Raw genomic sequence first — 23,257 nt, 5'->3', positions numbered from 1 at the left:
GCTCGCCATGTGGGCTGCAGAGTCGCAGCAATCAACATGTGATGGAGGCGTTTGTAGATGTCGTCAGGATCCAGCGTGGAGGATCGGTCCGATGCAGCAGTTGTCCGTGAGGGTTTCTTCGGTGACTACTATGAGCACCTCGCAGAGGAGGATTCACGGGCGTATGCGCCCGAGCTGCTGATTGCACGGGCAAGCACACACAGGAAAGTTGCGCAGTCCCGGCGACCTGGAAATGCCATTGTGGAAATCGGCGTCGAGGCTGACCGAAACGTTGTCTACATCGCTACTGACGACATGCCGTTCCTGGTTGATTCCGTCAACGCCGAACTCGTTCGCCAAAACTGCGCCATCCGGCTGGTTATGCACCCGCTTTTCGTGGTTACCCGCGACAGGGTCACGGGCGAACTCAGCAGCGTTTCCAGGGTCCCGTCAAATATCGGCATTTCCAGTGGCGACACTGCGGCACTGCCCAGCGTCGCCCACCTGCTCGGCGACAACGACAACTCGTCGCACATGGAGTCTTGGATCGCCGTCGAAATTGACCGCGTAAGCGAGGAAGCCCGCGCAGAATTGGTTGCCGGCCTCCAACGCGTCCTCGGGGATGTCCGCGCCGCCGTTGAAGACTGGCCGAAAATGCGTAGCAAGGCACTCGAACTGGCAGAAGCGCTGGGAAGCGTCTCCCACCCCGAGCAAATTGCCGAACTCAGGCAGGCGCAGGACCTTTTGCGCTGGCTGGATGACGGCAACTTCACCTTCCTCGGATACCGCGAATACGACCTCGTGAACGAAGACGGCGAGGACGTCCTGGAACTTCGTGAGGACAGCGGACTTGGCTTGCTCCGTGCTGGCGACAACACCCGACAGATCCAGCACCTCACCGACGCCGGCCGCAAGCGTGCCCGTGAAAAGCGGGCACTGGTGATCACAAAGGCCAACTCCCGCTCAACCGTCCACCGTCCTGCGTACCTGGACTACATCGGAGTCAAGAGCTTCGACGCTGCCGGAAACGTCAATGGTGAGCGGCGCTTTATCGGGCTTTTCGCCACAAGTGCCTACACCGGTTCGGTCCGCAACATTCCCATTGTCCGGGACAAAGTCGATGCAGTGTTGCGCAACGCAGGCTTCCCAATGGATTCACACTCGGGCAAGGACCTCCTGGGCATCCTGGAAACGTACCCCCGCGACGAACTGTTCCAGATCGAAATCCCGGACCTTGCGGCCACGGCCACTGGGATCCAGCGACTCCAGGAACGGCGCCGGACCAAGCTTTTCCTGCGCCCCGACATTTACGGACGTTTCATGTCCGCGGTGGTCTACCTGCCGCGTGACCGGTACACCACGAGCGTCAGGCTCCGTATTGAGCAGGAACTACGCGAGACCTTCCAAGCTGAGAGCATTGACTACGAAGCGAGGATCACGGAGTCGGCCCTTGCGCGCGTCTTCTTCAGGATCAGGCTGCCACGCACGGCGGAACTTGCCGATGTCAACGTAGAAGAACTCGAACACCGGCTGATGCGTGCCTCAAGGTCTTGGAGCGAAGGCATCGCCGAGGTACTTCGTGAGAACCGTCCCGCGGAGAGCGCTGAAGTACTGTCCGCCTTGTGGGCTGAGGCATTCCCTCCCGGTTACCGCGTGGACTACGAGGTTGAAGATGCGCTGGAGGACATCGAACGCTTTGAAAAGTATGGAGCCCAGGCCGAACGGGCAGGGGAAGCGAGCAAGGAACTGCGCCCCGGCGTCCATGTGTACCTTCCCGAAGGCGCCGGTGATGCATTGGAGGAGGATGCGCGGGTCAAGCTCTACTTGATGGAGCCCAAGAGCCTGAGCCAGATCCTTCCTTACTTCCACAACCTTGGCCTCGAAGTCCTGGACGAACGGCCCTTCGAAATCGAAACCGCGGATCACCGCGACTTTTTCCTGTATGACCTTGGGCTGAAGTATCCGGCTGGCATAGACCCGCTCGCCACCGGAGATCTCCTGGCTGACTCGTTTGGTGCTGCGGTCACAGGGGCAGTCGAGTCTGACAACTTTGACCGCCTGGTGCTTCGTGAAGGCATGCACTGGCGCCAGGTAGTGGTCCTCCGGGCCTACGCCAAGTACATGCGCCAGATGGGCAATACCAACTCCTTTGGGTTCATCGCCGATACGCTCTTGGCCAATCCGGACGTTGCGCGGGGTCTGACGGTCTTGTTTGCCGCCCGCTTTGATCCCAGCGTCGAGGAAAGCAAGCGTCCCCAGCAGCAAGGTGCCGCAAGAGCTGCCCTGGCAGAAGCTATCGAGCAAGTCGCTACCTTGGACGCGGACCGCGTGCTTCGTACCTTCGTCAACCTCATTGAGTCGACGTTGCGCACCAACTTCTTCCAAAACAAGGGCTACCTGAGCTTCAAGCTGGATCCCACCACCATCGAAGGCCTGCCGTTCCCGCGCCCCATGTTCGAAATCTGGGTTTACTCTCCGCGGGTGGAGGGCGTCCACCTCCGCTTTGGCAAGGTGGCCCGTGGTGGTCTTCGCTGGTCCGACCGCAGGGAGGATTTCCGTACTGAAATCCTGGGCCTGGTGAAGGCGCAGACCGTGAAGAACGCGGTCATCGTACCGACCGGCGCCAAGGGCGGCTTCTTCGCGAAGCAGCTGCCCAATCCCGCAGTTGACCGCGCCGCCTGGATGGCCGAAGGGGTGGAAAGCTATAAGACCTTCATCCGCGGCTTGTTGGACATCACTGACAACCTCGTAACTACAGTCGAGGGCGAACGGCTTGTCCCGCCGTCGGACGTTGTCCGCCACGACGGCGACGATTCCTATCTGGTGGTTGCAGCCGATAAGGGAACCGCAACGTTCTCAGACACAGCCAACGGATTGGCTGCCGAATATGGATTCTGGCTTGGCGATGCCTTCGCGTCAGGCGGATCCGTGGGCTATGACCACAAGGCCATGGGTATCACCGCCCGCGGCGCTTGGGAGTCCGTGAAGAGGCACTTCAGCGAACTCGACCTCGATACCCAGACCGAAGAGTTCAGCGTCGTCGGCGTGGGCGACATGTCAGGTGACGTTTTCGGCAACGGCATGTTGCTTTCGCGTCATATCCGGCTTGTGGCGGCATTTGACCACCGTCACATCTTCCTGGACCCCAACCCGGACACGGCCGCATCGTACGCGGAGAGGCAGAGGCTCTTTGAGCTCCCGCGGTCTTCGTGGGATGACTATGACCGGACCCTCATCAGCGAAGGGGGCGGCGTCTACCCGCGCCAAGCCAAGACGATCCCTGTGTCAGACCAAGTACGAAAGTCCCTGGGGTTGCCGGACGGGACCACCCAGCTGAGCCCTCCCGAATTGCTTCGGGCAATCCTGCTTGCCCCGGCGGACCTTCTGTACAACGGTGGCATCGGCACTTACGTCAAGGCCAGCACCGAGACACATGCTGCTGTAGGTGACAAAGCCAATGACGCCATCCGTGTGGACGGCAAGGACCTGCGCGTCAAGGTGGTCGGCGAAGGCGGCAACCTCGGGTTGACGCAACGTGGACGTATTGAAGCCGCATTGCAGGGTGTCATCCTTAATACAGACGCGATTGATAACTCGGCGGGCGTTGACTGCTCCGACCACGAGGTCAATATCAAGATCTTCGTTGACCGCATGGTGGCGGCCGGGAAGCTTGAGTCCACAGAACGCGCAGCATTCCTGGCTGACATGACCGAGGAAGTCGGCCGCCTGGTCCTGCAGGACAACATCGACCAAAACATCCTGCTCCTCAACGACAGGACCCGCGTTGCGGACTGGAGCCCCAGCTACGAGCGTCTGATGGACTGGCTGGAAAAATCAGCCGACCTCAAGCGTGACCTGGAGGCACTGCCCAGCACCGAGACACTGCGTCAGCGCCTGGAACAGGGACAGGGACTGACGTCTCCGGAGCTGTCCGTCCTGGCCGCCTACGCGAAGATCGAGTTGGCGGCTGCCCTCCGGGACAGCAACCTGGCCGACGACCCTTGGTTCAAGGACACGATCCGCGCCTACTTCCCGAAGCAGTTGCGGGAGAGGTTCGACGCCGAACTGGACACCCACCCGCTGCGGCGCGAAATCATCGCTACGGTGGTGGCCAACGACATCATCAACCTCGGCGGCATCACCTTCGCCTTCCGGGCGATCGAAGAAACCTCTGCCAACGAGGTAGCGGTAGCCAAAGCATTCGTGGCACTGCGTGAAATCTACGATCTCGATCCGATGGTTGAGGAATTGAACGCCCTTCCGGCGTCGTTCCCCACCGAGCATTGGAGCGAAATCCATCTGGATGTCCGCCGGCTCCTGGATCGTGCCGTCCGATGGGTGCTCGGGCAGGGCATGGCGTCCCGGCCGATTGCCGACGTCGTGAAGTCGTTCAAGCCGATGATGGTGCCGCTTCGGGCCAAATTGCTGGACTACCTGCGTGGCGATGACAAAGTTCGTATCAGCGGCTGGCTGGAGAAGGCCCGTGGCTGGGAGTTGCCGGATCACCTGGCCCACAGGTGGGCGGAGCTGTTCGAGAGCTATGCCTTGCTGGACATCGCAAGGATTGCCCAGACCGGGACCAACAGCGTCGAGGAAGTGGCGCATGTCTACTACACGGTGTTCAACCGCTTCCATGTGGACTCGCTGCTGGAACGGATCAGCGCCCTGCCCCGCGACGACCGCTGGCAGGCACTTGCCCGTGCCGCGCTCCGGGACGATCTCTACTCAACCGTCGCAGATATGACGACGTCGGTTCTTGAGTCGAGCACGCCCGGCACCCCGGCCGAAGATCGCCTGAGGACGTGGGAAGGCCTGAATGCCGAACAACTTGGACGGGCGAAGACCATGTTTGATGAGGTCAATTCCCTCGAAGCCGATGACATGGCTTCACTATCGGTAGCATTAAGGCTCTTGAGGTCAATCGTTCGACGCTAGGGGCTGGTCCCCGCGTCGCAAATGGAGGTGCAGTGGCAATCTTTACAGACCCCATCAGGGAACACGCTGATTTCGGGCCTGGAGATGCTGAATGGCTGCACCTCCTGGTAGGCGATTGGCAAATGGTCGCCGACCTGGCGTTTGCAGACCTCGCCTTGTGGTTTCCACATCCGGAGTTTGGGTACATCGCCCTCGCCCACGTACGTCCGTCAACATCGCATACGGTGTTTCACGCGGACTTCGTGGGTGAGGGCATCCGCTCGGATCTTCGTCCACTCGTGGAAAAGGCCTGGAACAGCCGCTCCATTGAGCGCTCCAGTGAGACGAGCTGGAGCAGTGAAATGGCGCTGCGTGTCGAAGCCGTGCCGATGGTGCGCAACGGCAGGACTCTCGCTGTTGTCACATCCCATATGGATCTTTCCAGTTCCCGTATGCCGTCCAGGCTGGAACTCACGTACCGGCAATGCGCCTACGACCTCCTTCGCATGGGAACTCTGGGGTTGTGGCCGGATTTCGCATCGCCAACCGGATCACGCAGAGGTGCCCCGCGTGTGGGGGACGGACTCATCCGGCTCGACGCTGAAGGCATTGTGCAGTATGCAAGTCCCAACGGCGTATCTGCTTTCCGGCGGCTGGGCGAGGTTGAGTCCCTGGAAGGACGTTCCCTCGCTGAAGTGACGGCCGGATTGCTGAAGGATCGGCGCATGGTGGACGAGACGCTGCCGTTGGTTGTCACTGGCCGAATGCCATGGCGCAGCGAAATTGAGTCCAGGGGGGTTAGCCTGTCCCTGCGTGCCATTCCTTTGCGCGACGAGCAACATCGCTTTGGCGCCCTTGTTTTGTGCCGCGACGTGTCCGAGTTGAGGCGCCGCGAAATGGAGCTGGTCACCAAGGACGCGACGATCCGCGAGATCCACCACCGAGTCAAGAACAACCTCCAGACCGTTGCCGCCCTGCTGCGTATGCAGTCCCGACGGATGGTCAGCGACGAAGCAAAACAGGGACTGGAACAGGCCATGCGTCGCGTGGCCACCATCGCGCTTGTTCACGAGACCCTGTCCCAGGGCCTGACTCAAAGCGTCGACTTCGATGAACTCATCGGCCGCCAGTTCAGGCTTTCTGCCGAAGTCGCTTCACCTTCCCAGCAAGTACGCACCGAAAGATCCGGGATGTTCGGTGAACTCCCCAGCGATTTCGCAACGCCCCTGGCCCTGGTCATCAACGAACTGGTCACGAATGCTGTTGAGCACGGTTTGGAGGGACGCACGGGAACCGTTTGGTTGCTCGCTGACCGTGCAGCGGGAGACGGAAATGACGAGTTCCTGACAGTAACTATTGCCGATGATGGTGTTGGGTTGCCGGACGGGCAATACACGGAAGGCCTGGGTTTGCAGATCGTGCGTACTCTGGTCACAAGTGAGCTTGGCGGATCCATTCAATGGAGCCCCAGGGAGGGCGGCGGGAGCGCCGTCGAAATTGTCCTGAACCTCGCCCGCGCTTAGCGCCTTCCGGAGGTGGAGGGGTTTAGCAGGCAGCTGTCTTAAACGCGGAAGGCCGCGGACCAGGTGGTCCGCGGCCTTCCGCGTTGGTGCTTGTACTGCCTGCTGGGAAGCGAGCTGCTAAGAAGCGCGCCGGGCCCGTGCTGCGCGACGCTTGAGTGCACGGCGTTCGTCCTCGCTCATGCCACCCCAGACGCCTGCATCCTGGCCGGACTCCAGAGCCCATTGAAGGCAAGTGTCCACGACCGGGCACCGGCGGCAAACGCTTTTTGCTTCCTCAATCTGCAGAAGTGCTGGTCCCGTGTTGCCGACTGGGAAAAAGAGCTCCGGGTCCTTGTCGAGGCAGGCTGCGCGATTACGCCAATCCATGCTGATCAGTCACTCCATTCGTGAGAACTAGTTTGAGCCTTTTGTGAAAACATTCACGAGAGGCTCCAAAGGAAAGGGGCCCGCATGGGCCCCCTTGGTCGTCTGAGTCAAGCGTTTCATGTTAACGCCTTGTAAACAAGGGGTATTAGTCGTTGAAATGCCCTGAATCCGTGAGCGATGCATCACATCAGCCGCCAGTGCCCTCACTGCTAGATGACTATGTCCGGTAGGGTGCCAGTGTGTCAAGACCTCCTGTTAACCCGGCCCAACCAAACTCTGGATCAGATGGAAGCAACGGTCCAGTTAGACCTGTGCCTGAGGGACCCATAACTCAGGGACTGGAATCCGGAGGCAAGAAGCCTCCTGGAATCCTGGTTATTTCCATCGTTGTCGTGTTGGAAGCACTGGCCCTCCTTGGTGCTGCGGCTTGGTACGCCTTCGAGCTGTTGACCGGAGCCCCTGTCCTGACGTTTTGGGGAGCGGTCTTTACGCTGGGCCTCCTATTGGCCTTCTCGGCCTGGCTGTTCGCTGTGGGCCATTTCCTGTTCCGCGGTTACCGATGGACCCGAGCGGCCGCCTTGGTGGCTCAGTTGTTCGTCCTTACCATCGGTTTCCCAACCATGACCGGCGGCTTGGTTCTGCCGGGGTTGGCCATGATTTTGCCTGCGCTGGCGGCGATCGTGTTTCTCTTCCAAAAGCGTGTCATCGCATATGCGTCGCGAGCGGGAGGGACGCAGGGCGCGCTCTAGCGAATGCCGCCCTGGCTTTCGATGCTCCTGATGTGCGTCATGGAGTCGGTGGTGAACGCCACCTGCACTTGGACCGCGCGGTTACCCCGGACGATCACGCCCCGACCGGCACGCGGCGGGTTTTCTATTTCCAGCCTCACGCCGAGGATGTCGCCGTCCAGGGGAGTCCTCGGAGCCAGAATCAGGCCCTTGCCATTGGCTTGGACCTCTGCAGCCAGTGGCAAGCGCTGAAGCAATGCTGGACCTGTCGTGGCAGTCATGATCATTCCTCGTGTCCGGCCAGCCAGGGCGGCGAGAGCTGCGCGCCCCTCCGGATCCAGGAGATCGGCGTCATCGACACAGAGGATGCTCGCAGGATCCAGCGACCCAGTGGTGGCAGAGCGGGCCACGCTTGCCCAGAAAGCACCCGTGGTAGTTCCAGCTGCCGGGAAGATCCACGGAACCTGGGAATTAAGGGCCATCAGGGATGTCAGCACCGAAGTCTTGCCGGAGCCATGACCTCCAATAATAATGCTGACACCACGCCGCCCAAGGGGAAATGACACGGGAACCGATTCGTCGCCGCCAAGGCCGATCCACAAGGGAAGCGAGTCCGGCGATGTCCCGCAGTCCTCGTCTTCACGTGCAATGCGGTTGCTGCCAGACTGCGCCGATCCCGGGGATCGCCCCGATGGTTCTGGGACAGCTGCCATCGCGGCAACGAAAGCAGACGTGCTGAGATATTCGGGTAGGGGCCGGACACGGAAGGGTGGTTCCGATGAAGGTTGAAGATCAACGAACGGCCAGTCATTCCTGCTTGGTTCAGTGCGGATGGGTGCAGTGCGGAAATGAACCACCGCGGTTGCGCCCTGAACAAATCCACCCATGGCAACAGCGCGCCCTGGGACAGACTCGACTTCGGGAAGGCGGGGCCAGTGATAGCGCGATTCTTCCGTGGCGCCCGTTGGGAAAAATGCCCGGTTTGGGATTGCGGCGAAAAATCGTGAGCTGACGAGTTCGCGTTCGCCGGAGATCAGGACTGTGATGCCAAGGGGCGTCCCGTCCCGGATGATGTCCCTTAAAAGATCCTCGGCCCACGCGAAACGCCCTGATCGGAGCGCTGCGGCCCATGAGCAAAAGCCAGTAACCACCAGGACCAAACGGGGCCGTGTGGACACGTCCTCGCCCGCCCCGCGTCGACGTGCCATTTCTTCAGCGAGCCGCTCAAGGACCCGTACCGCCAATGCCAGCTGATGCAGGCCCAGTGTGGCGCCATAGCTGCCGTCTGGACGGAGCTTTCCCAGCATTCCAACTGAATCCAGGATGTACAGATGCGGTGGGATTCCATGTGCTGCCAGCATCGCCGATGCAGCCTTGAAGCATTCGTGCATGCCACTGGAACTGCTGCCGATCATGGCGAAATGACCATGGTCGGAAGGCGACCATTGCAGGGCCTCCACTGACTGCTGTTCCGGTCTGTCCACGATCCCCAACGGACCTACGGGGGTCATGGACCCGTCCGGTGCGTCTTCAACGTCCTTGCCCGCCATACCGAAAGCGGACAGATCTTCATTCCACTCAATGGACACCGGCAAAGGTGGGGCTACAGGTTGACGGGGGTCAGCCCGCCCCAGGGAGCGCCAGGCGGTTCGGGTTGCCGAGACCACCGCTTCCGCCCTTGTTTCCGACTGTGCCGTGGACTTCCCGATCATTGGCTGTTTGTCCTGCGGAGGGTGCAAGGCCCCAACGGCCGACTGAACGATTGCTGCCCCCGGGGCCCGGCTGACGGTGGCTGGCACAGCAAGGGACGCCGTCTGGAATTCCTCTGGATTGCCGGTGGCCCTTACAAGATACGCCCGCCCGGGAACGCCGACGCCGATGGATGCAGCGGCTTTGGAATTGATGATGTCCATTGATTCTGCATCTGACTGAACACGCAGTGCGATGCTTGAAGTGACGTTGGCGCGGATGTCGGCGGTCAGCGCACCTTGTGGCCTTTGTGTGGCCATGACCAGGTGAATGCCGAGGGACCGTCCAATGGCGGCAACGCGCATCAGCTCACGAAGGGCTCCGGGGGCTTCGTCGACCAACATTCGGAACTCATCTACAACAAGGACCAAGTGGGGGATCGCCGCCCCTGTAGCTGCAGCTGAACGTTGGTATGCAGCCAAGTCTGAAGTTCCAGCGTCCGCGAACAACTCCTCGCGACGGCGGATCTCGCCCCGCAGGGAAGTAAGCACGCGTTCAAGATGATGACTTCCAAGGTCAGTAAGAAGGCCCACGCAGTGCGGAAGCCCACGTAAAGGGCGTAGTCCGGAGCCTCCCTTGAAATCGACAAACAGGAATGTCACCTCGTCTGGCGAGTGATTCAGGGCCATGGATGCCACTATCGTCCGCAGGAGTTCCGATTTCCCGGAGCCTGTAGTTCCGGCTACCAGGAGATGGGGTCCATCAATATGGAAGTTAAACGTCAAGGGGCCGTCTTGGCCCTGCCCCAGAATTGCCTGGAGCTCGTTTGGCCCGTTCCCGCCAACCCATCGCCGGAGTATGCCTCGAGGTCCGCCTGGAAGCAGGTCGTTCAAAGAGCATGATTCTGGAATGGCGTCCTCGGCAGGGCCTTCCAGGTGCGGGATGGACGCCACTGTGCGGCAGAACTGTTCGAAGGCCTTCAGTGGAACCAAGTCCGGGATGAACTCCTGCAGGCCACCGGGGACCTGTAAATTGGCGGATGTTCCAGACTGTCCTATCTCAATGACCGGACCGTTGGGTCCGGGGTAGTGGCCGGAATGCCGAAACACCTGCCATGAAGCCTCCAAGGCGGCTTCCAGGAGTTTGGTATTGCACTCATCTCCGCCCGGCGAGTCATCGAGAACTATGAGCCTGCCATTGTTGTTTCCCTTCGAGCTTCGTAGAGCTGCCGTCGCGGCCGCATCATTTGTGGCAAGCGTCAGGTGCGGGAGGAACCGGGCGCTGAGAGGCAGGCGCCCTATCGGTCCCAAAAGAATAATCGGTGTGGCCGAGGATCCTGGGAAACTTGACAGTTGCATGATGATGAAGCGGATCAGGGCATCGACGTGCCCGGCCTGGCCGTGCAACGCAACAGTCGCGGGGTGCACGCCCAGCGTTACTGGCATGGCTCCGATTGCCGGTGGACAGAAATGAGGATCTGCGGGGACGAGCCGCACATTGGCCAGGGTGGGCGCCGTACCTAGCCGGACGCACGTTCCCGAGCCGGCGGCCGGACGTGGTGGTGACGCATCGGGCGATCCCGCCACGGGGCCGGGCAATGTTGGCGGTGCCGGAGGGGTCAGGACCAAGCCTGCCGCCGGGACCATGGTGGCAACGATGATCTCTGCAGCAGACGGCGAACATCGGCGGCGGCGTTCGGCGTCCTGCAGCGCCGCCGTTGCGACGGCAAGCCTGAACTCCCGGCGTCCCTTCCTTCCGGTGATTATCGGAACAAGGAGGCCCAGCGCGGAAACGGCCGTAAAGCCAAGGAACATCCACATTCCCGTTGCGAGTGCAAGACCAACGCCTGCTACCAACGGGAGCCCCGCCGCAACGGCAACCGACCATCGGTTCAAGGAGCCCGTCTGACGCTGGACTTCAAGGGGCAATTCAACGGAACGGCCGGCGTCGGCGTGAATCCCGGGAGTGGAGCTGTTTGGCGTAACGATAGTGAAGGTTGTATTGCCGCAGCGAATTTCCGAAGACGACGTCACCGTCTTTTCACGGACACGCTCCCCATCAACAAGTACCGAGTTCCGGCTGCCCGTGTCCGTGACGCTCAATGCGGTGCTGGACACCTCCAGCACGGCGTGCTCGCGGGACATGCCTGGATCAGGGATGCGAATGTCGACATCGCCGCGGCCAATGTGGTGGTGACCGCGCTGGAGTGCAAAGACTGAGCCCGCCCCCGGCCCGGTATGGGACAGGAGCAGGAGCGGCGTTGCCGGGGAGTCTGACTTTTCAACGGGACAGTGTCCGTCCACCAGTACGGCCCCGGCCACGAGTGGCGGGTGTCCGACAGTCAGGGCGGACAGGTCTTCCCCTGCGACTGAGAGCGGACCGACCCCCCGCGCCTCCTGCAATTGCCGCTGGAGTTCCAAGCCCGGCATTCCACCGAAAGCGATGATTGTCAGTTCTTCCGGTGGTTCCGGTGATGCGGCATTCGGGCCACGAACCAGTGTGCACTCAAAGATCATTTGCCCATTCCTTCCTGGATTCCCGCAGCCCTCCAGAACTGAGGCTATGGAATTCCCGGGCAGCCTGCTGCCCCCTTCCTGGGCTATGTGGATAACTGTTGGCGATACCAGCTCAAGGCGCTGGCTTGACGCGAGGACATGGCGTCTCGGCTAAGATGAAACTCGTTGTCGCGTGTGCTCAATCAGAAGGGACCTTCACCGGTGATAGTGGTTGCAGAGAGCGCCGATGTTTCAGACGAGGCGGTAATTGGTGATGGATCCAAGATCTGGCATCTTGCCCAAGTCCGCGAGAAAGCCGAATTGGGCGTCAATTGCATTGTCGGACGCGGTGCCTACATCGGCACCGGCGTCAAGATGGGGGACAACTGCAAAGTCCAGAACTATGCACTTGTCTACGAGCCCGCAGAACTCGAGGCCGGCGTATTTATCGGTCCGGCAGTCGTGCTGACGAATGATACCTATCCCCGTGCTGTAGGTCCGGACGGAAGCCTGAAGAGTGCACACGACTGGGAGCCAGTGGGCGTCACTATTCGTGAAGGTGCGTCCATCGGTGCCCGCGCCGTATGCGTCGCTCCCGTGACCATCGGACGCTGGGCCACCGTAGCCGCCGGAGCGGTTGTCGCCAAAGATGTCCCTGATTTCGCGCTGATGGTCGGGGTTCCGGCCAAGCGGCGGGGCTGGGTCGGTAAGGCGGGCTTCCCGCTGCAGAACGTTGGCGGGAACTGGGTATGCCCGGAAACCGGCGCCACATATGTTGAACAGAACGAGACACTTCGAGAGGTAGAGGCATGAGCCCCGAATTCATTCCCCCCGCCAAACCCATCATTGGCGACGACGAGCGCAAGGCCGTAGAGGCAGTTCTGGCCTCCGGCCAGCTTGCCCAAGGCTCGGAGGTTGCGTCATTCGAGCAGGAATTTTCCCAAGTACTTCTTGACGGCCGCGCAGCTGTCGCCGTCAACTCCGGCACCTCAGGACTGCACCTTGGCCTTCTGGCCGCCGGCATAGGCGCCGGCGACGAAGTCATTGTTCCTTCCTTCACGTTCGCAGCCACGGCCAACTCGGTGGCGCTGACCGGAGCCACGCCCGTCTTTGCCGATGTTGACCCTGATTACTACACGCTGGATCCTGCGTCCGTTGAGTCGAAAATTACCGACCGCACGGCAGCGATCATGCCTGTCCACCTCTATGGGCACCCCTTCAATGTTGATGCCATTGGCGCGCTGGCTGCGAAGCACGGGGTTAAAGTGTTCGAGGATGCAGCCCAGGCTCATGGTGCCGCAGTCAACGGCCGGAAGGTCGGGACCTTCGGCGACTTCGCCATGTTCAGCCTTTACCCCACGAAGAACATGACCTCCGGCGAGGGTGGAATGGTCAGCACGGGCCTGGCCGACGTCGAACGTCGCCTCCGCCTCTTGCGCAACCAGGGCATGGAGCGCCAGTACGAGAACGAGTTGGTTGGCTTTAACGCCCGCATGACCAACATTCATGCAGCCATCGGGCGCGTCCAGCTGACAAAGGTTGAAGGCTGGACGAAGACGCGGCAGGAAAACGCAGCATTCTTTGACGCAAACATCGAAGGCGTCATCACCCCGAAGGTAGCCGAGGGCTATGAGCACGTCTACCATCAGTACACCATCCGCATTACCGAGGACCGTGATGGTTTCGCCAAGGCATTGCGTGAGGAATACAACGTCGGCTGTGGCGTGTACTATCCCATCCCGAACCACCGGCTTGCGCCCTTCCAGACATCGGATGAGCTGCCTGTCACTGAAGAATCCGCAGCCAGCGTACTGTCCCTCCCGGTGCACCCGTCTTTGAGCCAGGATGATCTGGACCGCATCGTGACGGCTGTCAACGCCATCGCTAAGGCAGGAAGCTAGTGGCAAACCTCCGCGCAGGCCTCATCGGACTGGGTATGATGGGCCGCCACCACGCCCGCGTTATCCGCGAGCTTGACGGCGTTGACCTGGTTGCTGTCGCGGATTCGTTTGGCGATCCGCACAATGTTGCTGATGGCCTGACTGTCTACAACACAGTCGAGGAACTGATTGAGCAGGGAATCGATATGGCAGTGGCTGCCGTTCCGACCATCCTGCATGAGGAAGTGGCGTTGCGGCTTGCTGAAGCGGGTATCCACTGCCTCGTTGAGAAACCGATTGCCAACGATTCCGAGTCGGGTGGACGCATTGCCCAGGCCTTCGAAGCCAAAGGCCTCATCGGCGCCGTCGGCCACATCGAGCGCTTTAACCCTTCGCTGCAAAGCCTTCGCGAGCGGCTCGGGAACGGTGACCTCGGTGAGGTCTACCAGATCAGCACGCGGCGCCAGGGGCCCTTCCCGTCACGCATCGCCGACGTCGGGGTGGTCAAGGACCTTGCCACGCACGATATCGACCTCACCGCTTGGCTCGCACAGAGCAACTTCGTGAACGTCGTAGCGCACACAACCTCCCGTAGTGGCCGCGAACATGAAGACATGGTCACAGCCATTGGCCACCTCAAGAGCGGTGTTGTAACCAATCACATCGTCAATTGGTTGTCGCCCATGAAGGAACGTACAACGGTGGTTCTGGGTGAACGTGGAGCTTTCATCGCCGACACCATTTCTGCAGACCTGACCTTCGTGGAGAACGGAACGTTCCAGACGGACTGGGATTCCGTCGCTGCCTTCCGGGGAGTCTCCGAGGGATCCTCTACGCGGTTCGCCCTTGCCAAGCGGGAGCCGCTGAAAATGGAACACGAGGCGTTCCGTGACGCAATCCTCGGAAAGTCCATGAATATCGTCACGATGGCGGAAGGCCTGGAGACCCTGCGGGTTGCTGAGGCCGTGTTGGACTCGGCGAAGTCGGGCTCTGTCATCTGCCTCTGATACGCCAAATCAAGCATCGTCTTTGGGGGAGGCTGGCCATGTGCCAGCCTCCCTTCGGTGTTTGTGGACCCCGGCCGCCCCTGCTTGGCCATGGGCCCGGATACGGGGAACGCAGGCCAAGTCGGGTAGCCTTGACCAGTAGACGTGGGCACTTCTGTGCCCGCACGCCAATACACAGGAGAGTTTGTGAACGCTGATCTCGTCGTCGTCGGCTCGGGTTTCTTTGGCCTGACCATTGCAGAACGCGCCGCTACCGAGTTGGGGCTAAAGGTCGCGGTTCTTGATCGCCGCCACCATATTGGAGGAAACGCCTACAGCGAGAATGAAGAGAAGACGGGAATCGAGGTGCACCGCTACGGCGCGCATCTCTTCCACACGTCCAATGAACGTGTCTGGGAGTACGTGAACAGGTTCACCAAGTTCACGAGCTATCAGCACAAGGTTTACACCAGCCACAAAGGCGAGGTGTACCCCATGCCGATCAACCTCGGTACCATCAACCAGTTCTTCCGTGCAGCAATGAGCCCCAGCGAAGCGCGTCAGCTCATTGCGGAGCAAGCGGGCGAGCTTGCCGGCACTGATCCGCAGAACCTCAATGACAAGGGTATCCAGCTGATCGGGCGGCCCCTGTACGAGGCATTCATCAAGCACTACACCGGCAAGCAGTGGCAGACGGACCCGAAGGACCTTCCCGCGGAGATCATCTCCAGGCTCCCGGTGCGCTACAACTATGACAACCGTTACTTCAATGACACCCATGAAGGGCTCCCGGTTGACGGCTATACGGCCTGGATCGAGCGCATGGCGGACAACCCCAACATCGAAGTTGTCCTGAACACGGATTTCTTTGACGATGGCGAATTCGGCCGCTCTTCCGTCCTTGGACAGGTTCCTGTCATCTACACCGGCCCCGTGGACCGCTACTTCGACTACGCCGAGGGTGATCTCTCCTGGCGCACGATCGACCTCGAAGAAGAAGTGCTGCCGATCGAGGATTTCCAGGGGTGCCCGGTGATGAACTACCCGGACCCTGAGACTGCTTTCACCCGCATCCACGAATTCCGTCACTTCCACCCTGAGCGCGACTACACGAAGGACGCGACGGTCATCATGCGCGAATTCTCGCGTTTCGCGGAGAAGGGCGACGAGCCTTACTACCCTGTCAACACAACAGAAGACCGCAGCAAGCTGCTTGCTTACCGTGATCTTGCGCGTGGCGAGAAGTCTGTACTGTTTGGCGGGCGTCTTGGAACGTACAAGTACTTGGACATGCACATGGCCATCGGTTCGGCCCTGTCGATGTTCGACAACAAGATCAAGCCGCACTTTACGGGCGGCGCCAAGCTGGAAAGTGGTGGAGTGGACGCATGACCGCCACAACAAATGAAAGCCAGGAGACTGCCATGACGGCCACAACAGCCGCAGACAGCCCGACGTCGACTGAGCAGAACCTTCGAGTAGTCCAGCGTGTGGTTTTCCCGGCCAACCGCGACCTCGATACCCTGCCGCTGTATGTCGATCCGGACACCAATAAGATCCGCAAGCAGGACGACAACGGCACAGCAGTTGTTCAGGCAGTGGGCATGGCCCGCAAACTCCACCCGGAGGACATCCTGGACCGCGGATCGGTGCAGGTGCGCCGGGGCGAGCGTCTTTCCTTTGGTTCCTACTTCAACGCCTTCCCGGCGAGCTACTGGCGCAAATGGACCATCGCCACAAAGACGATTCTGCACATCGAGACCGAGGGCGAAGGAACGGTCATCGTTTACCGGTCGAACGCGCGCGGCGCGTCGCAGCGCGTCGACTCGATCCTCGTTGAGGGAACTGCGTCGAACGACTTCGAACTTACGCTCGCTCCCTTTGGCGATGGCGGTTGGTACTGGTTCGACCTCATCGCCGGCGGCGATGGAATGACACTTAAGAGCGCCCACTGGGCTGTTCCTGATGAAGGCAGGCCCCAGGGGAAAGTCACGCTGGGTGTTACAACGTTCAACCGTGCCGACTACTGCCTGGAAACCATCAAGTCGATCGACGCCGACTCCGGTCTCCGTGAAATCCTCGCGGAACTGATCATCGTGGACCAAGGCAACAAGAAGGTGGCCGACGAAGACGGGTTTGACGCCGTCGCTGCCTCCATGGGCGAGCAGTTGCGCATCATCAACCAGGGCAACCTTGGTGGTTCGGGTGGGTTCGCCCGGAACATGTACGAGATGCTCGTCTCCGATAAGAGCGACTACGTCATGCTTCTCGACGACGACATTGAGCTTGAAACCGAAGGTGTGCTCAGGGCGGTCGCATTTGCCGACCTATGCCGCAAGCCCACCATCGTCGGCGGACACATGTTCGACATGTATAACAAGTCCGTTTTGCACGCCTACGCCGAAGTAGTGAATTTTTACCGTTTCCTTTGGGGACCCGTGGAGGGCCTGGGAAATCACGACTTCTCCGCAGAAGGCCTTCGCTCAACGCCACTGCTGCACCGCCGCTGGGATGCTGACTACAACGGTTGGTGGATGTGCCTCATCCCCAAGACCGTCGTCGAAAACATCGGACTGTCCCTTCCCGTGTTCATCAAATGGGACGACGCCGAGTATTCCTTGCGTGCCCGCGCGGCAGGTTTCCCGACCGTTACGCTACCGGGCGCAGCGGTGTGGCATGTCTCATGGGCTGATAAAGATGACTCTGTCGACTGGCAGGCTTACTACCACGAACGCAACAGGCTCATCGCGACTCTTCTGCATTCGCCGTTCCCCAAGGGTGGCCGGATTTTCCGGGAAAGCCTGAACACGGACATTAAGCATTTGGTATCGATGCAGTACTACCCCGAGCAAGCCCGTGTCATGGCTCTCCGGGACGTCCTGGAGGGGCCAGGCAAGCTTCACGAGCAACTGCCCACCACTATGCCCAAGCTCCGTGCAATGCGCGAGGACTTTGTTGACTCCCAGGTCAAGACCGACCCCGGCGCATTCCCTGAGTCCTTCCGTAAGCGTCCGCCGAAGAAGCCGCAGACTTACAAGCAGCCGGGTGCACTTGGCCTGCTGCCCTGGGCGGTCAAGACGGTCCTTAAGCAGACCCTTGCTCCGGTCCGCGATTCTGCCAGGACCAACCCTGAAGCCCATGTAGCGCATCAGGACGGCAAATGGTGGAGTTTGGCGCATCTTGACAGCGCAGTGGTCTCCAATGCAGATGGCACAGGAGCGTCGTGGTACCAGCGTGACCCCAAGCTGGCACGCCGGCTTTTGGTTGAGACAGCGCAGCTGCACGCGCAGCTTTTCTCGAATTGGGAGACGCTCCGCGCCCAGTACCGTGCGGCGCTGCCCCAGATCACATCGATGGAGTCCTGGCGAGAGACGTTCGACGCCTCGGAGCCCAAAAAGTAGCGATGGCCAACTCGACTGATATTTATGCTGTTCCAGGGGTAGGTGCCGGTCTGCTGGATGTCTTCCGGCGCCGGTACCTCCTGAAACTGATCGTTCGCAAGGAACTCAGGGTCCGCTACCGGGGCTCCGTGCTGGGTCTGGCCTGGTCCTACGTGAAGCCGTTGGTCCAGTACTTGGTTCTGTTCTTTGCCTTGGGCATCGTGCTTCGCGTGGGGGACCAGATTCCCAACTACGCCCTGTACATGTTCTCCGGCGTCATCGTGGTCAATTTCTTCACGGAAGCGTTTTCGAACGCAACGCGCTCCATCGTATGGAATGCCGCGTTGGTGAAAAAGATCTACCTGCCTCGCGAACTTTTTCCCGTGGCGTCGGTCTGGGTCGCTGCCGTGCATTTCCTTCCCCAGCTGGTGGTCTTGCTGGCTGCTGCCCTTTTCAACGGGTGGCGACCAGATGTGATGCAGCTTGTGGGTGCAGCGCTGGGCTTCGTCATTGTGGCCGTAACAGCCACTGGCCTGGGCCTCCTGGCAGGTGCCATCAACGTGTTTTTCCGCGATGCAGAGAACATCGTGGACATGTTGATGATGATCGTCACCTGGACTTCACCCGTGCTCTATGACTGGACCATGATCCGTCGTCTTGCCCCGGACTGGGTCCTGACGATCTACCAGCTCAACCCGGTGACCGTGGCGGTGGAATTGTTCCACTGGGCGTTCTGGTACCCGACGGTCACCAAGCCCGTAGAACTGCCGCCTCATCTGATGTTGACGGGGTTGGCTGGACTGGGCATGGCCGCAGTTTTCCTTATCATCGGCCAGCTGGTGTTCCGCCGGCTCGAAGGCCATTTTGCGCAGGAGGTCTGAGTGGGCGCCGCCGTCATAGTCAAGGGTTTGAAAAAGACCTTTAATCTGCGTCACTCGCACTCCCTTAAAGAGACGCTTGTGTGGCTCGTCAAGGGACGCAAGGGTGACCTCACCAAGAAGTTCGATGCCCTGCACGATGTCAGCTTCGAGATACAGGACGGGGAGACCGTGGCCCTTCTGGGGTTCAATGGCTCCGGCAAGTCCACGTTGCTTAAGTTGATTTCCGGCGTCATCCTTCCTGATAAGGGCACGGTGCGGACCAAAGGCCGGGTCGCGGGCCTGATTGAGGTTGGGGCCGGGTTTCACCCGGATTTGTCCGGCCGTGAGAACGTCTTCCTTAACGCCGCGATCCTTGGAATGACGGAGCAGGAGATCAACGAGAAATTCGACGAGATCGTCGCTTTCTCGGAAATCGAGCAGTTCATCGACACGGAAGTGAAGTTCTATTCTTCCGGAATGTTCCTGCGCCTTGCTTTTGCAGTGGCAGTCCACACGCAGCCGGACATCTTCCTTGTGGACGAGATCCTTGCTGTTGGCGATGAACCTTTCCAGCGGAAGTGCCTGGCCAAAATCAAGCAGCTGTCCGACGAAGGCAGGACCCTGGTGGTTGTCAGCCATGACCTGGATATGATTTCGCGGATCTGCGACAGGGGAGTCGTCTTATCCTCCGGAACTGTCCAATTCGAAGGTCCGGCTGACCAGGCTGTCGCCTGGCTGCGGGAACGCAACTAAGTCCGGCATCCAATAGCAAGAGTCGTCTGTCAAGGGATGGCTAGTGGAAGCATCTAAGAAAGGCGATCGTAGGAATGGGTATCGGCCCGCTGCTGTTGTGTGTACTCCTCATCGTTGTGTTGTGGTGGGGTCCAGGCTGGCTTCTCGGAGAAGCGCTGGGAGTGCGCCGAACCCTCCTGCCCGTCGTGGCACCGTTGTTGGGCATGGGTGCCCTGACGGTCATCGGTGTGATGGGGAATTCCCTGGGGTTGAGCTGGCAGCTGCTTCCTGTATCCGCCGTTCTGTTGGTGTTGGCAGCTGTCCTGTTGGGTTTGCGCCTTCTGTTGAGGCGCAGATTCCCTGACAAGTTCCAGGCCCGTCTCCGAACACAGCCAAGTATTTTCGGTAAGCACCGATTTGCCAGCTCCTGGTGGATCCTGCTCGTAGGCCTTCTTGCGGGCGGAGCGGTCGCCGCCGTGTCATGGTTTGTCGGTACTGAGGGCCTCCTGGGCATAAACCAGGACTGGGACATTCCGTGGCACGCAAACATGATCCGGCTTATATCGGTGAATCATGAATGGGATCCCGCCATAGCGGGCAACTTCGCCTACTACGACACCACTATTTCTGATGCCCCCATCAGGAGCTACCCGATTGCGTTCCACGCCGTGCTCGCGCTGTTCTGGCCAATGAGTGCTGTCAGCATCCCGGTGTTCCTGAATGTTTTCGTCCTGGTGATGATGGCTGTTCAGTTGCCCCTGAGCGCCATGGCGTTAACCATGATCCTCACACGCCGGCCGGTTGCCGTCGCCGCCGCGGCTGCAGTCTCGGGATGGTTCACGGTCTACCCGTACGACTTACTGTGGCGTGGCCCGTTGATTCCATTTTTCGCCGGCATGCTGTTGGTGGGTCCCTTCGTCTTCCTGGCAGTCAAAGGTGCCTTGGAGCGGCAAAAGTTCTGGGTCCTGGGCATTGCCTTCGGCGCAGTGGGCCTTATTGCCGTGCACCCCTCCCTGGCATTCGTAGTACTGCCGGTCCTGTTCTTCTGGCTGCTCTCCGCACTGATACGGCGCAGGGGCAGGATCCTGGGCATCACTGTCTATCTGGCGGTGTCAGGGGTTCTGGCGGCGATCATCGGCCTGCCTATCATTGCCCAGATGCTCAAGGAATCCGAGCGCGTTTCCAAGATGATGTGGGCACCGGATACTGATCGCAACGGTGCCATTCAGAACATTGTTTTCCTGAACCATGGCTCCATGGCAATGCCGATCCTGACCACGCTCGTTGCCCTTGGCTGCCTTGCTGTTGCCTTCAGGATCCGCATGTGGTGGTACTTCGGTCCCGTCCTGGCTTTTGCATTTCTGTCGGTATACACCATGGGCAGCGAGAGCCCCCGTTTCCTGAACCTGACAGCACCTTTCTACGACGATCAATGGCGCATTTTCGGCATCCTTGTCATGCTGCTCGTGCCGCTTGCGGGCTTGGGCGTTGCCCAGTCAGGCGAGGCAATCGAGTGGGCTGTCCGGCGGTTCCGCAATCGACGGACAGGATCCCATGAATCCGGGAACAAGGACGGGCGCAGGCCGAACCACGTCATCACGGCCGCGGCCGCCGTCGCCGTTTTGTTGGTATGCGGGGTTGGCGCGATCCCATACTTCAAGCAAAATGCCCAACGCATCAACATCAATACAAAGATTGATGGCCCCACCCTCAGTTCGTCCGAAGTGGACCTGCTGAGCAAAATTGACCAATACGTTCCCCAGGACGCCACAGTGCTCAATGACTCCTGCGATGGCTCCGTATGGATGTATGCACTCGGGAACCGAATGCCCATGATCCGGCACTTCGAAATACTTCCTACGAACCGCCAGCTGCTTGTCCTTCAAAAGCTCCCTGAGTTGGCGACGGATCCCGACGCACGGGCAGCCGCCTCAGAGCTTGGCATCGAATGGGTGTACATAGCCGACGGCCGGATCCGGGCCTGGGATGAGCCCAAGGCGGGTTTGACCCATCCTGATTCCATCCCTTACTTGAAGCTTGTTGTGCGTGATGGAAACGCAGCCCTGTACCAGATCGATTGGTCCCAGTTACCGGGGGGCAAACAAGCCTTCGACGCCGCTTCCAAGGACCGCGTGCAGCTTGACGGAGTCCCGGGAATCCTCGAGAACCGGAAACCCGATGGCATCGCCCCGCTTGGAAGGATCTGCTAACCAATGAAGGCATTCATCAAAAAGTTCCTCTCGTCCAGTTTGTTCAGATTCCTCGTGGTGGGCGGTCTGAGCTTCATTGTGGATCTTGGTCTGCTGGCGCTCTGCTTCCAAGTGTTTGGTTGGCCCCTTTGGTTGGCCACGGGCGCAGGATTCTGGGGTAGTTTCTTCTTCAACTACTTCCTGCAGCGCCACTTTGCCTTCGGGGGAGGCGGAACGGCTCTGGGTGGAGTGCTGCGGTACTCCGGGCTCCTGGCCTTCAACACCGTGGCGGTCATGGGAATCGTGGAGCTCTTCCAGTTCCTGGGTGCCGGATATGTTGCCGGTAAAGTGGTTGCGACGATTGTGACCATGGGATGGAACTACTTCATCTACAAGCACTGGATCTTCCCGCAAAAGAAGCAACCGAAGAGCGCCAGCGGACAGACAGATGGCGCGTCCGGCACTGACGCGCCAGCACAGAAATTCACACCTAACAGCAGCGAAGGATAATCGATGTATCGAGGCGTTCGAATTGCCGCGGTAGTACCGGCCTATAAAGAAGAGAACCACATCGCACAGGTGATCGAAACGATGCCTGATTTCGTCGATGACATTGTCATTGTTGATGACTGCAGCCCGGACGACACGTCCGGGGCTGCCCTTCGGGCGGATGACGGCAGGGTCACCTTGATTCGGCATGAGGTCAACCAAGGTGTGGGTGGCGCCGTCCTGACGGCGCATAAAGCGGCAATGGAGCTGGGCTCCGACATCAACGTCGTGATGGCCGGCGATGCCCAGATGGATCCGGAGTACCTGCCCCAGCTGCTCGATCCCGTGGTGGATGGTTACGGCTTTGCCAAGGCCAACCGCTTCTTTTCAGGTGAGTCTTTTGCCGGTATGCCTGGCTACCGCATCTTTGGCAACATCGTTTTGTCGTTCATGACCAAACTAGCCTCGGGTTACTGGCACATCTTCGACCCCCAGAATGGCTACACGGCGATCCGGACGGAAGTTCTTCGCCGCCTGCCAATGAATAAGGTGGCCGCACGCTACAGCTTTGAAAACGATCTCCTGATTCACCTGAATATCCTCGATGTACCGATTGTGGATGTCCCGATTCCTGCTGTTTACGGCAATGAGGTTTCCAGCATCAAGCTCCGGAAGGTGATCCCCGAGCTGCTGGCCATGCTCTTTGGCGGCTTCTGGCGCCGTGTTTGGTGGAAGTACATGGTTTGGTCCTTCTCAGCCGTGGCTCTTCTGTTGATCGCAGGCATCGCACTTATCGTCATGGGCCTCGTGGCTGGGATATGGGTTCTCGCCGCAAGCGTAGGATCTCCTACCGCAGGATCGGTGATGTTGGCTGTGGTGCCCTTTGTTCTGGGAGTTCAGATGCTGCTGGTATCCCTCCAGCTGGACATACAGGCAAGTCCAAACAGACCAACGATGCATCCCATGAAGGAACGTACGTAGGGAATTCCTGCAACAAAAGGGGGAGGGTCAGGACGCTTGGCGTCCTGGCCCTCCCTTCTCTTTCCT

The 23,257-nt window shown here is 59.9% G+C and carries 15 protein-coding genes; 13 read left to right on the top strand and 2 right to left on the bottom strand.

Annotated elements, in window-relative coordinates; all coding sequences use genetic code 11:
- Positions 1 to 57: 57 nt before the first annotated feature.
- Both AC6I99_RS14605 and AC6I99_RS14600 read left to right on the top strand, forming a co-directional pair.
- The gene (locus tag AC6I99_RS14605; RefSeq protein WP_497944800.1) at positions 58 to 4,914 is read left to right on the top strand and encodes an NAD-glutamate dehydrogenase; all 4,857 of its coding nucleotides are present in this window, start codon (positions 58 to 60) and stop codon (positions 4,912 to 4,914) included.
- A 32-nt stretch (positions 4,915 to 4,946) separates the two neighbouring features.
- The gene (locus tag AC6I99_RS14600; protein ID WP_497961187.1) at positions 4,947 to 6,416 is read left to right on the top strand and encodes a sensor histidine kinase; all 1,470 of its coding nucleotides are present in this window, start codon (positions 4,947 to 4,949) and stop codon (positions 6,414 to 6,416) included.
- A gap of 117 nt (positions 6,417 to 6,533) precedes the next feature.
- Here the strand turns inward: AC6I99_RS14600 and AC6I99_RS14595 are convergent, their stop codons facing one another.
- Entirely contained in the window at positions 6,534 to 6,782 is a 249-nt protein-coding gene (locus AC6I99_RS14595; protein WP_003804966.1) for a WhiB family transcriptional regulator, read from the bottom strand.
- Between the two features lie 338 nt (positions 6,783 to 7,120).
- On the opposite strand from AC6I99_RS14595, the gene AC6I99_RS14590 reads away from it, so the two are divergent.
- A complete protein-coding gene (locus tag AC6I99_RS14590; protein WP_497947021.1) occupies positions 7,121 to 7,531 on the top strand; it encodes a hypothetical protein in 411 nt (136 codons plus the stop codon).
- Here the strand turns inward: AC6I99_RS14590 and AC6I99_RS14585 are convergent.
- Positions 7,528 to 11,715 (bottom strand): type VII secretion EssC family protein, encoded by a 4,188-nt coding sequence (locus tag AC6I99_RS14585; RefSeq protein WP_497944801.1) that lies wholly within the window; start codon positions 11,713 to 11,715, stop codon positions 7,528 to 7,530. The genes AC6I99_RS14590 and AC6I99_RS14585 overlap by 4 nt on opposite strands.
- Positions 11,716 to 11,889: 174 nt before the next feature.
- On the opposite strand from AC6I99_RS14585, the gene AC6I99_RS14580 reads away from it, so the two are divergent.
- The 10 genes from AC6I99_RS14580 to AC6I99_RS14535 all read left to right on the top strand — a co-directional run bounded on the left by AC6I99_RS14580 (position 11,890) and on the right by AC6I99_RS14535 (position 23,191).
- Positions 11,890 to 12,507 (top strand): acyltransferase, encoded by a 618-nt coding sequence (locus tag AC6I99_RS14580; RefSeq protein WP_224088068.1) that lies wholly within the window; start codon positions 11,890 to 11,892, stop codon positions 12,505 to 12,507.
- Complete coding sequence (locus AC6I99_RS14575) at positions 12,504 to 13,595, top strand: DegT/DnrJ/EryC1/StrS family aminotransferase (protein ID WP_224088066.1); 1,092 nt, start codon at positions 12,504 to 12,506, stop codon at positions 13,593 to 13,595. Before AC6I99_RS14580 ends, AC6I99_RS14575 begins: the two co-directional genes overlap by 4 nt.
- A complete protein-coding gene (locus tag AC6I99_RS14570) occupies positions 13,595 to 14,581 on the top strand; it encodes a Gfo/Idh/MocA family protein (RefSeq protein WP_224088064.1) in 987 nt (328 codons plus the stop codon). The genes AC6I99_RS14575 and AC6I99_RS14570 overlap by 1 nt, the downstream gene beginning before the upstream one ends.
- Positions 14,582 to 14,767: 186 nt before the next feature.
- The gene (gene glf / locus AC6I99_RS14565; RefSeq protein ID WP_224088062.1) at positions 14,768 to 15,952 is read left to right on the top strand and encodes a UDP-galactopyranose mutase; all 1,185 of its coding nucleotides are present in this window, start codon (positions 14,768 to 14,770) and stop codon (positions 15,950 to 15,952) included.
- Entirely contained in the window at positions 15,949 to 17,961 is a 2,013-nt protein-coding gene (locus AC6I99_RS14560) for a glycosyltransferase (RefSeq protein WP_497944802.1), read from the top strand. Before glf ends, AC6I99_RS14560 begins: the two co-directional genes overlap by 4 nt.
- 2 nt (positions 17,962 to 17,963) lie before the next feature.
- Entirely contained in the window at positions 17,964 to 18,821 is an 858-nt protein-coding gene (locus tag AC6I99_RS14555; protein ID WP_224088060.1) for an ABC transporter permease, read from the top strand.
- A complete protein-coding gene (locus AC6I99_RS14550) occupies positions 18,822 to 19,553 on the top strand; it encodes an ABC transporter ATP-binding protein (protein WP_224164744.1) in 732 nt (243 codons plus the stop codon).
- 74 nt (positions 19,554 to 19,627) lie between these two features.
- The gene (locus AC6I99_RS14545; protein WP_497961186.1) at positions 19,628 to 21,742 is read left to right on the top strand and encodes a DUF6541 family protein; all 2,115 of its coding nucleotides are present in this window, start codon (positions 19,628 to 19,630) and stop codon (positions 21,740 to 21,742) included.
- 3 nt (positions 21,743 to 21,745) lie between these two features.
- Positions 21,746 to 22,231, top strand: a complete 486-nt coding sequence (locus tag AC6I99_RS14540; protein ID WP_224088056.1) for a GtrA family protein — start codon at positions 21,746 to 21,748, stop codon at positions 22,229 to 22,231.
- Positions 22,232 to 22,234: 3 nt separating this feature from the next.
- Entirely contained in the window at positions 22,235 to 23,191 is a 957-nt protein-coding gene (locus tag AC6I99_RS14535; RefSeq protein ID WP_216924011.1) for a glycosyltransferase family 2 protein, read from the top strand.
- Positions 23,192 to 23,257: the final 66 nt, after the last annotated feature.

This window comes from Arthrobacter sp. TmtSoilC77 (assembly GCF_059739415.1).
The sequence above is the reverse complement of the archived record's forward strand: the minus strand, read 5'-3'. Positions and strand labels throughout refer to the sequence as shown.

What these genes read in the sequence shown, in the direction of transcription:
- AC6I99_RS14540 (WP_224088056.1), top strand. Translation starts at nt 21,746, where the DNA reads ATGAAGGCATTCATCAAAAAGTTCCTCTCGTCCAGTTTGTTCAGATTC.
- AC6I99_RS14535 (WP_216924011.1), top strand. Translation starts at nt 22,235, where the DNA reads ATGTATCGAGGCGTTCGAATTGCCGCGGTAGTACCGGCCTATAAAGAA.
- AC6I99_RS14560 (WP_497944802.1), top strand. Translation starts at nt 15,949, where the DNA reads ATGACCGCCACAACAAATGAAAGCCAGGAGACTGCCATGACGGCCACA.
- AC6I99_RS14555 (WP_224088060.1), top strand. Translation starts at nt 17,964, where the DNA reads ATGGCCAACTCGACTGATATTTATGCTGTTCCAGGGGTAGGTGCCGGT.
- AC6I99_RS14585 (WP_497944801.1), bottom strand. Translation starts at nt 11,715, where the DNA reads ATGATCTTTGAGTGCACACTGGTTCGTGGCCCGAATGCCGCATCACCG.
- AC6I99_RS14575 (WP_224088066.1), top strand. Translation starts at nt 12,504, where the DNA reads ATGAGCCCCGAATTCATTCCCCCCGCCAAACCCATCATTGGCGACGAC.
- AC6I99_RS14595 (WP_003804966.1), bottom strand. Translation starts at nt 6,782, where the DNA reads ATGGATTGGCGTAATCGCGCAGCCTGCCTCGACAAGGACCCGGAGCTC.
- AC6I99_RS14545 (WP_497961186.1), top strand. Translation starts at nt 19,628, where the DNA reads ATGGGTATCGGCCCGCTGCTGTTGTGTGTACTCCTCATCGTTGTGTTG.
- AC6I99_RS14605 (WP_497944800.1), top strand. Translation starts at nt 58, where the DNA reads ATGTCGTCAGGATCCAGCGTGGAGGATCGGTCCGATGCAGCAGTTGTC.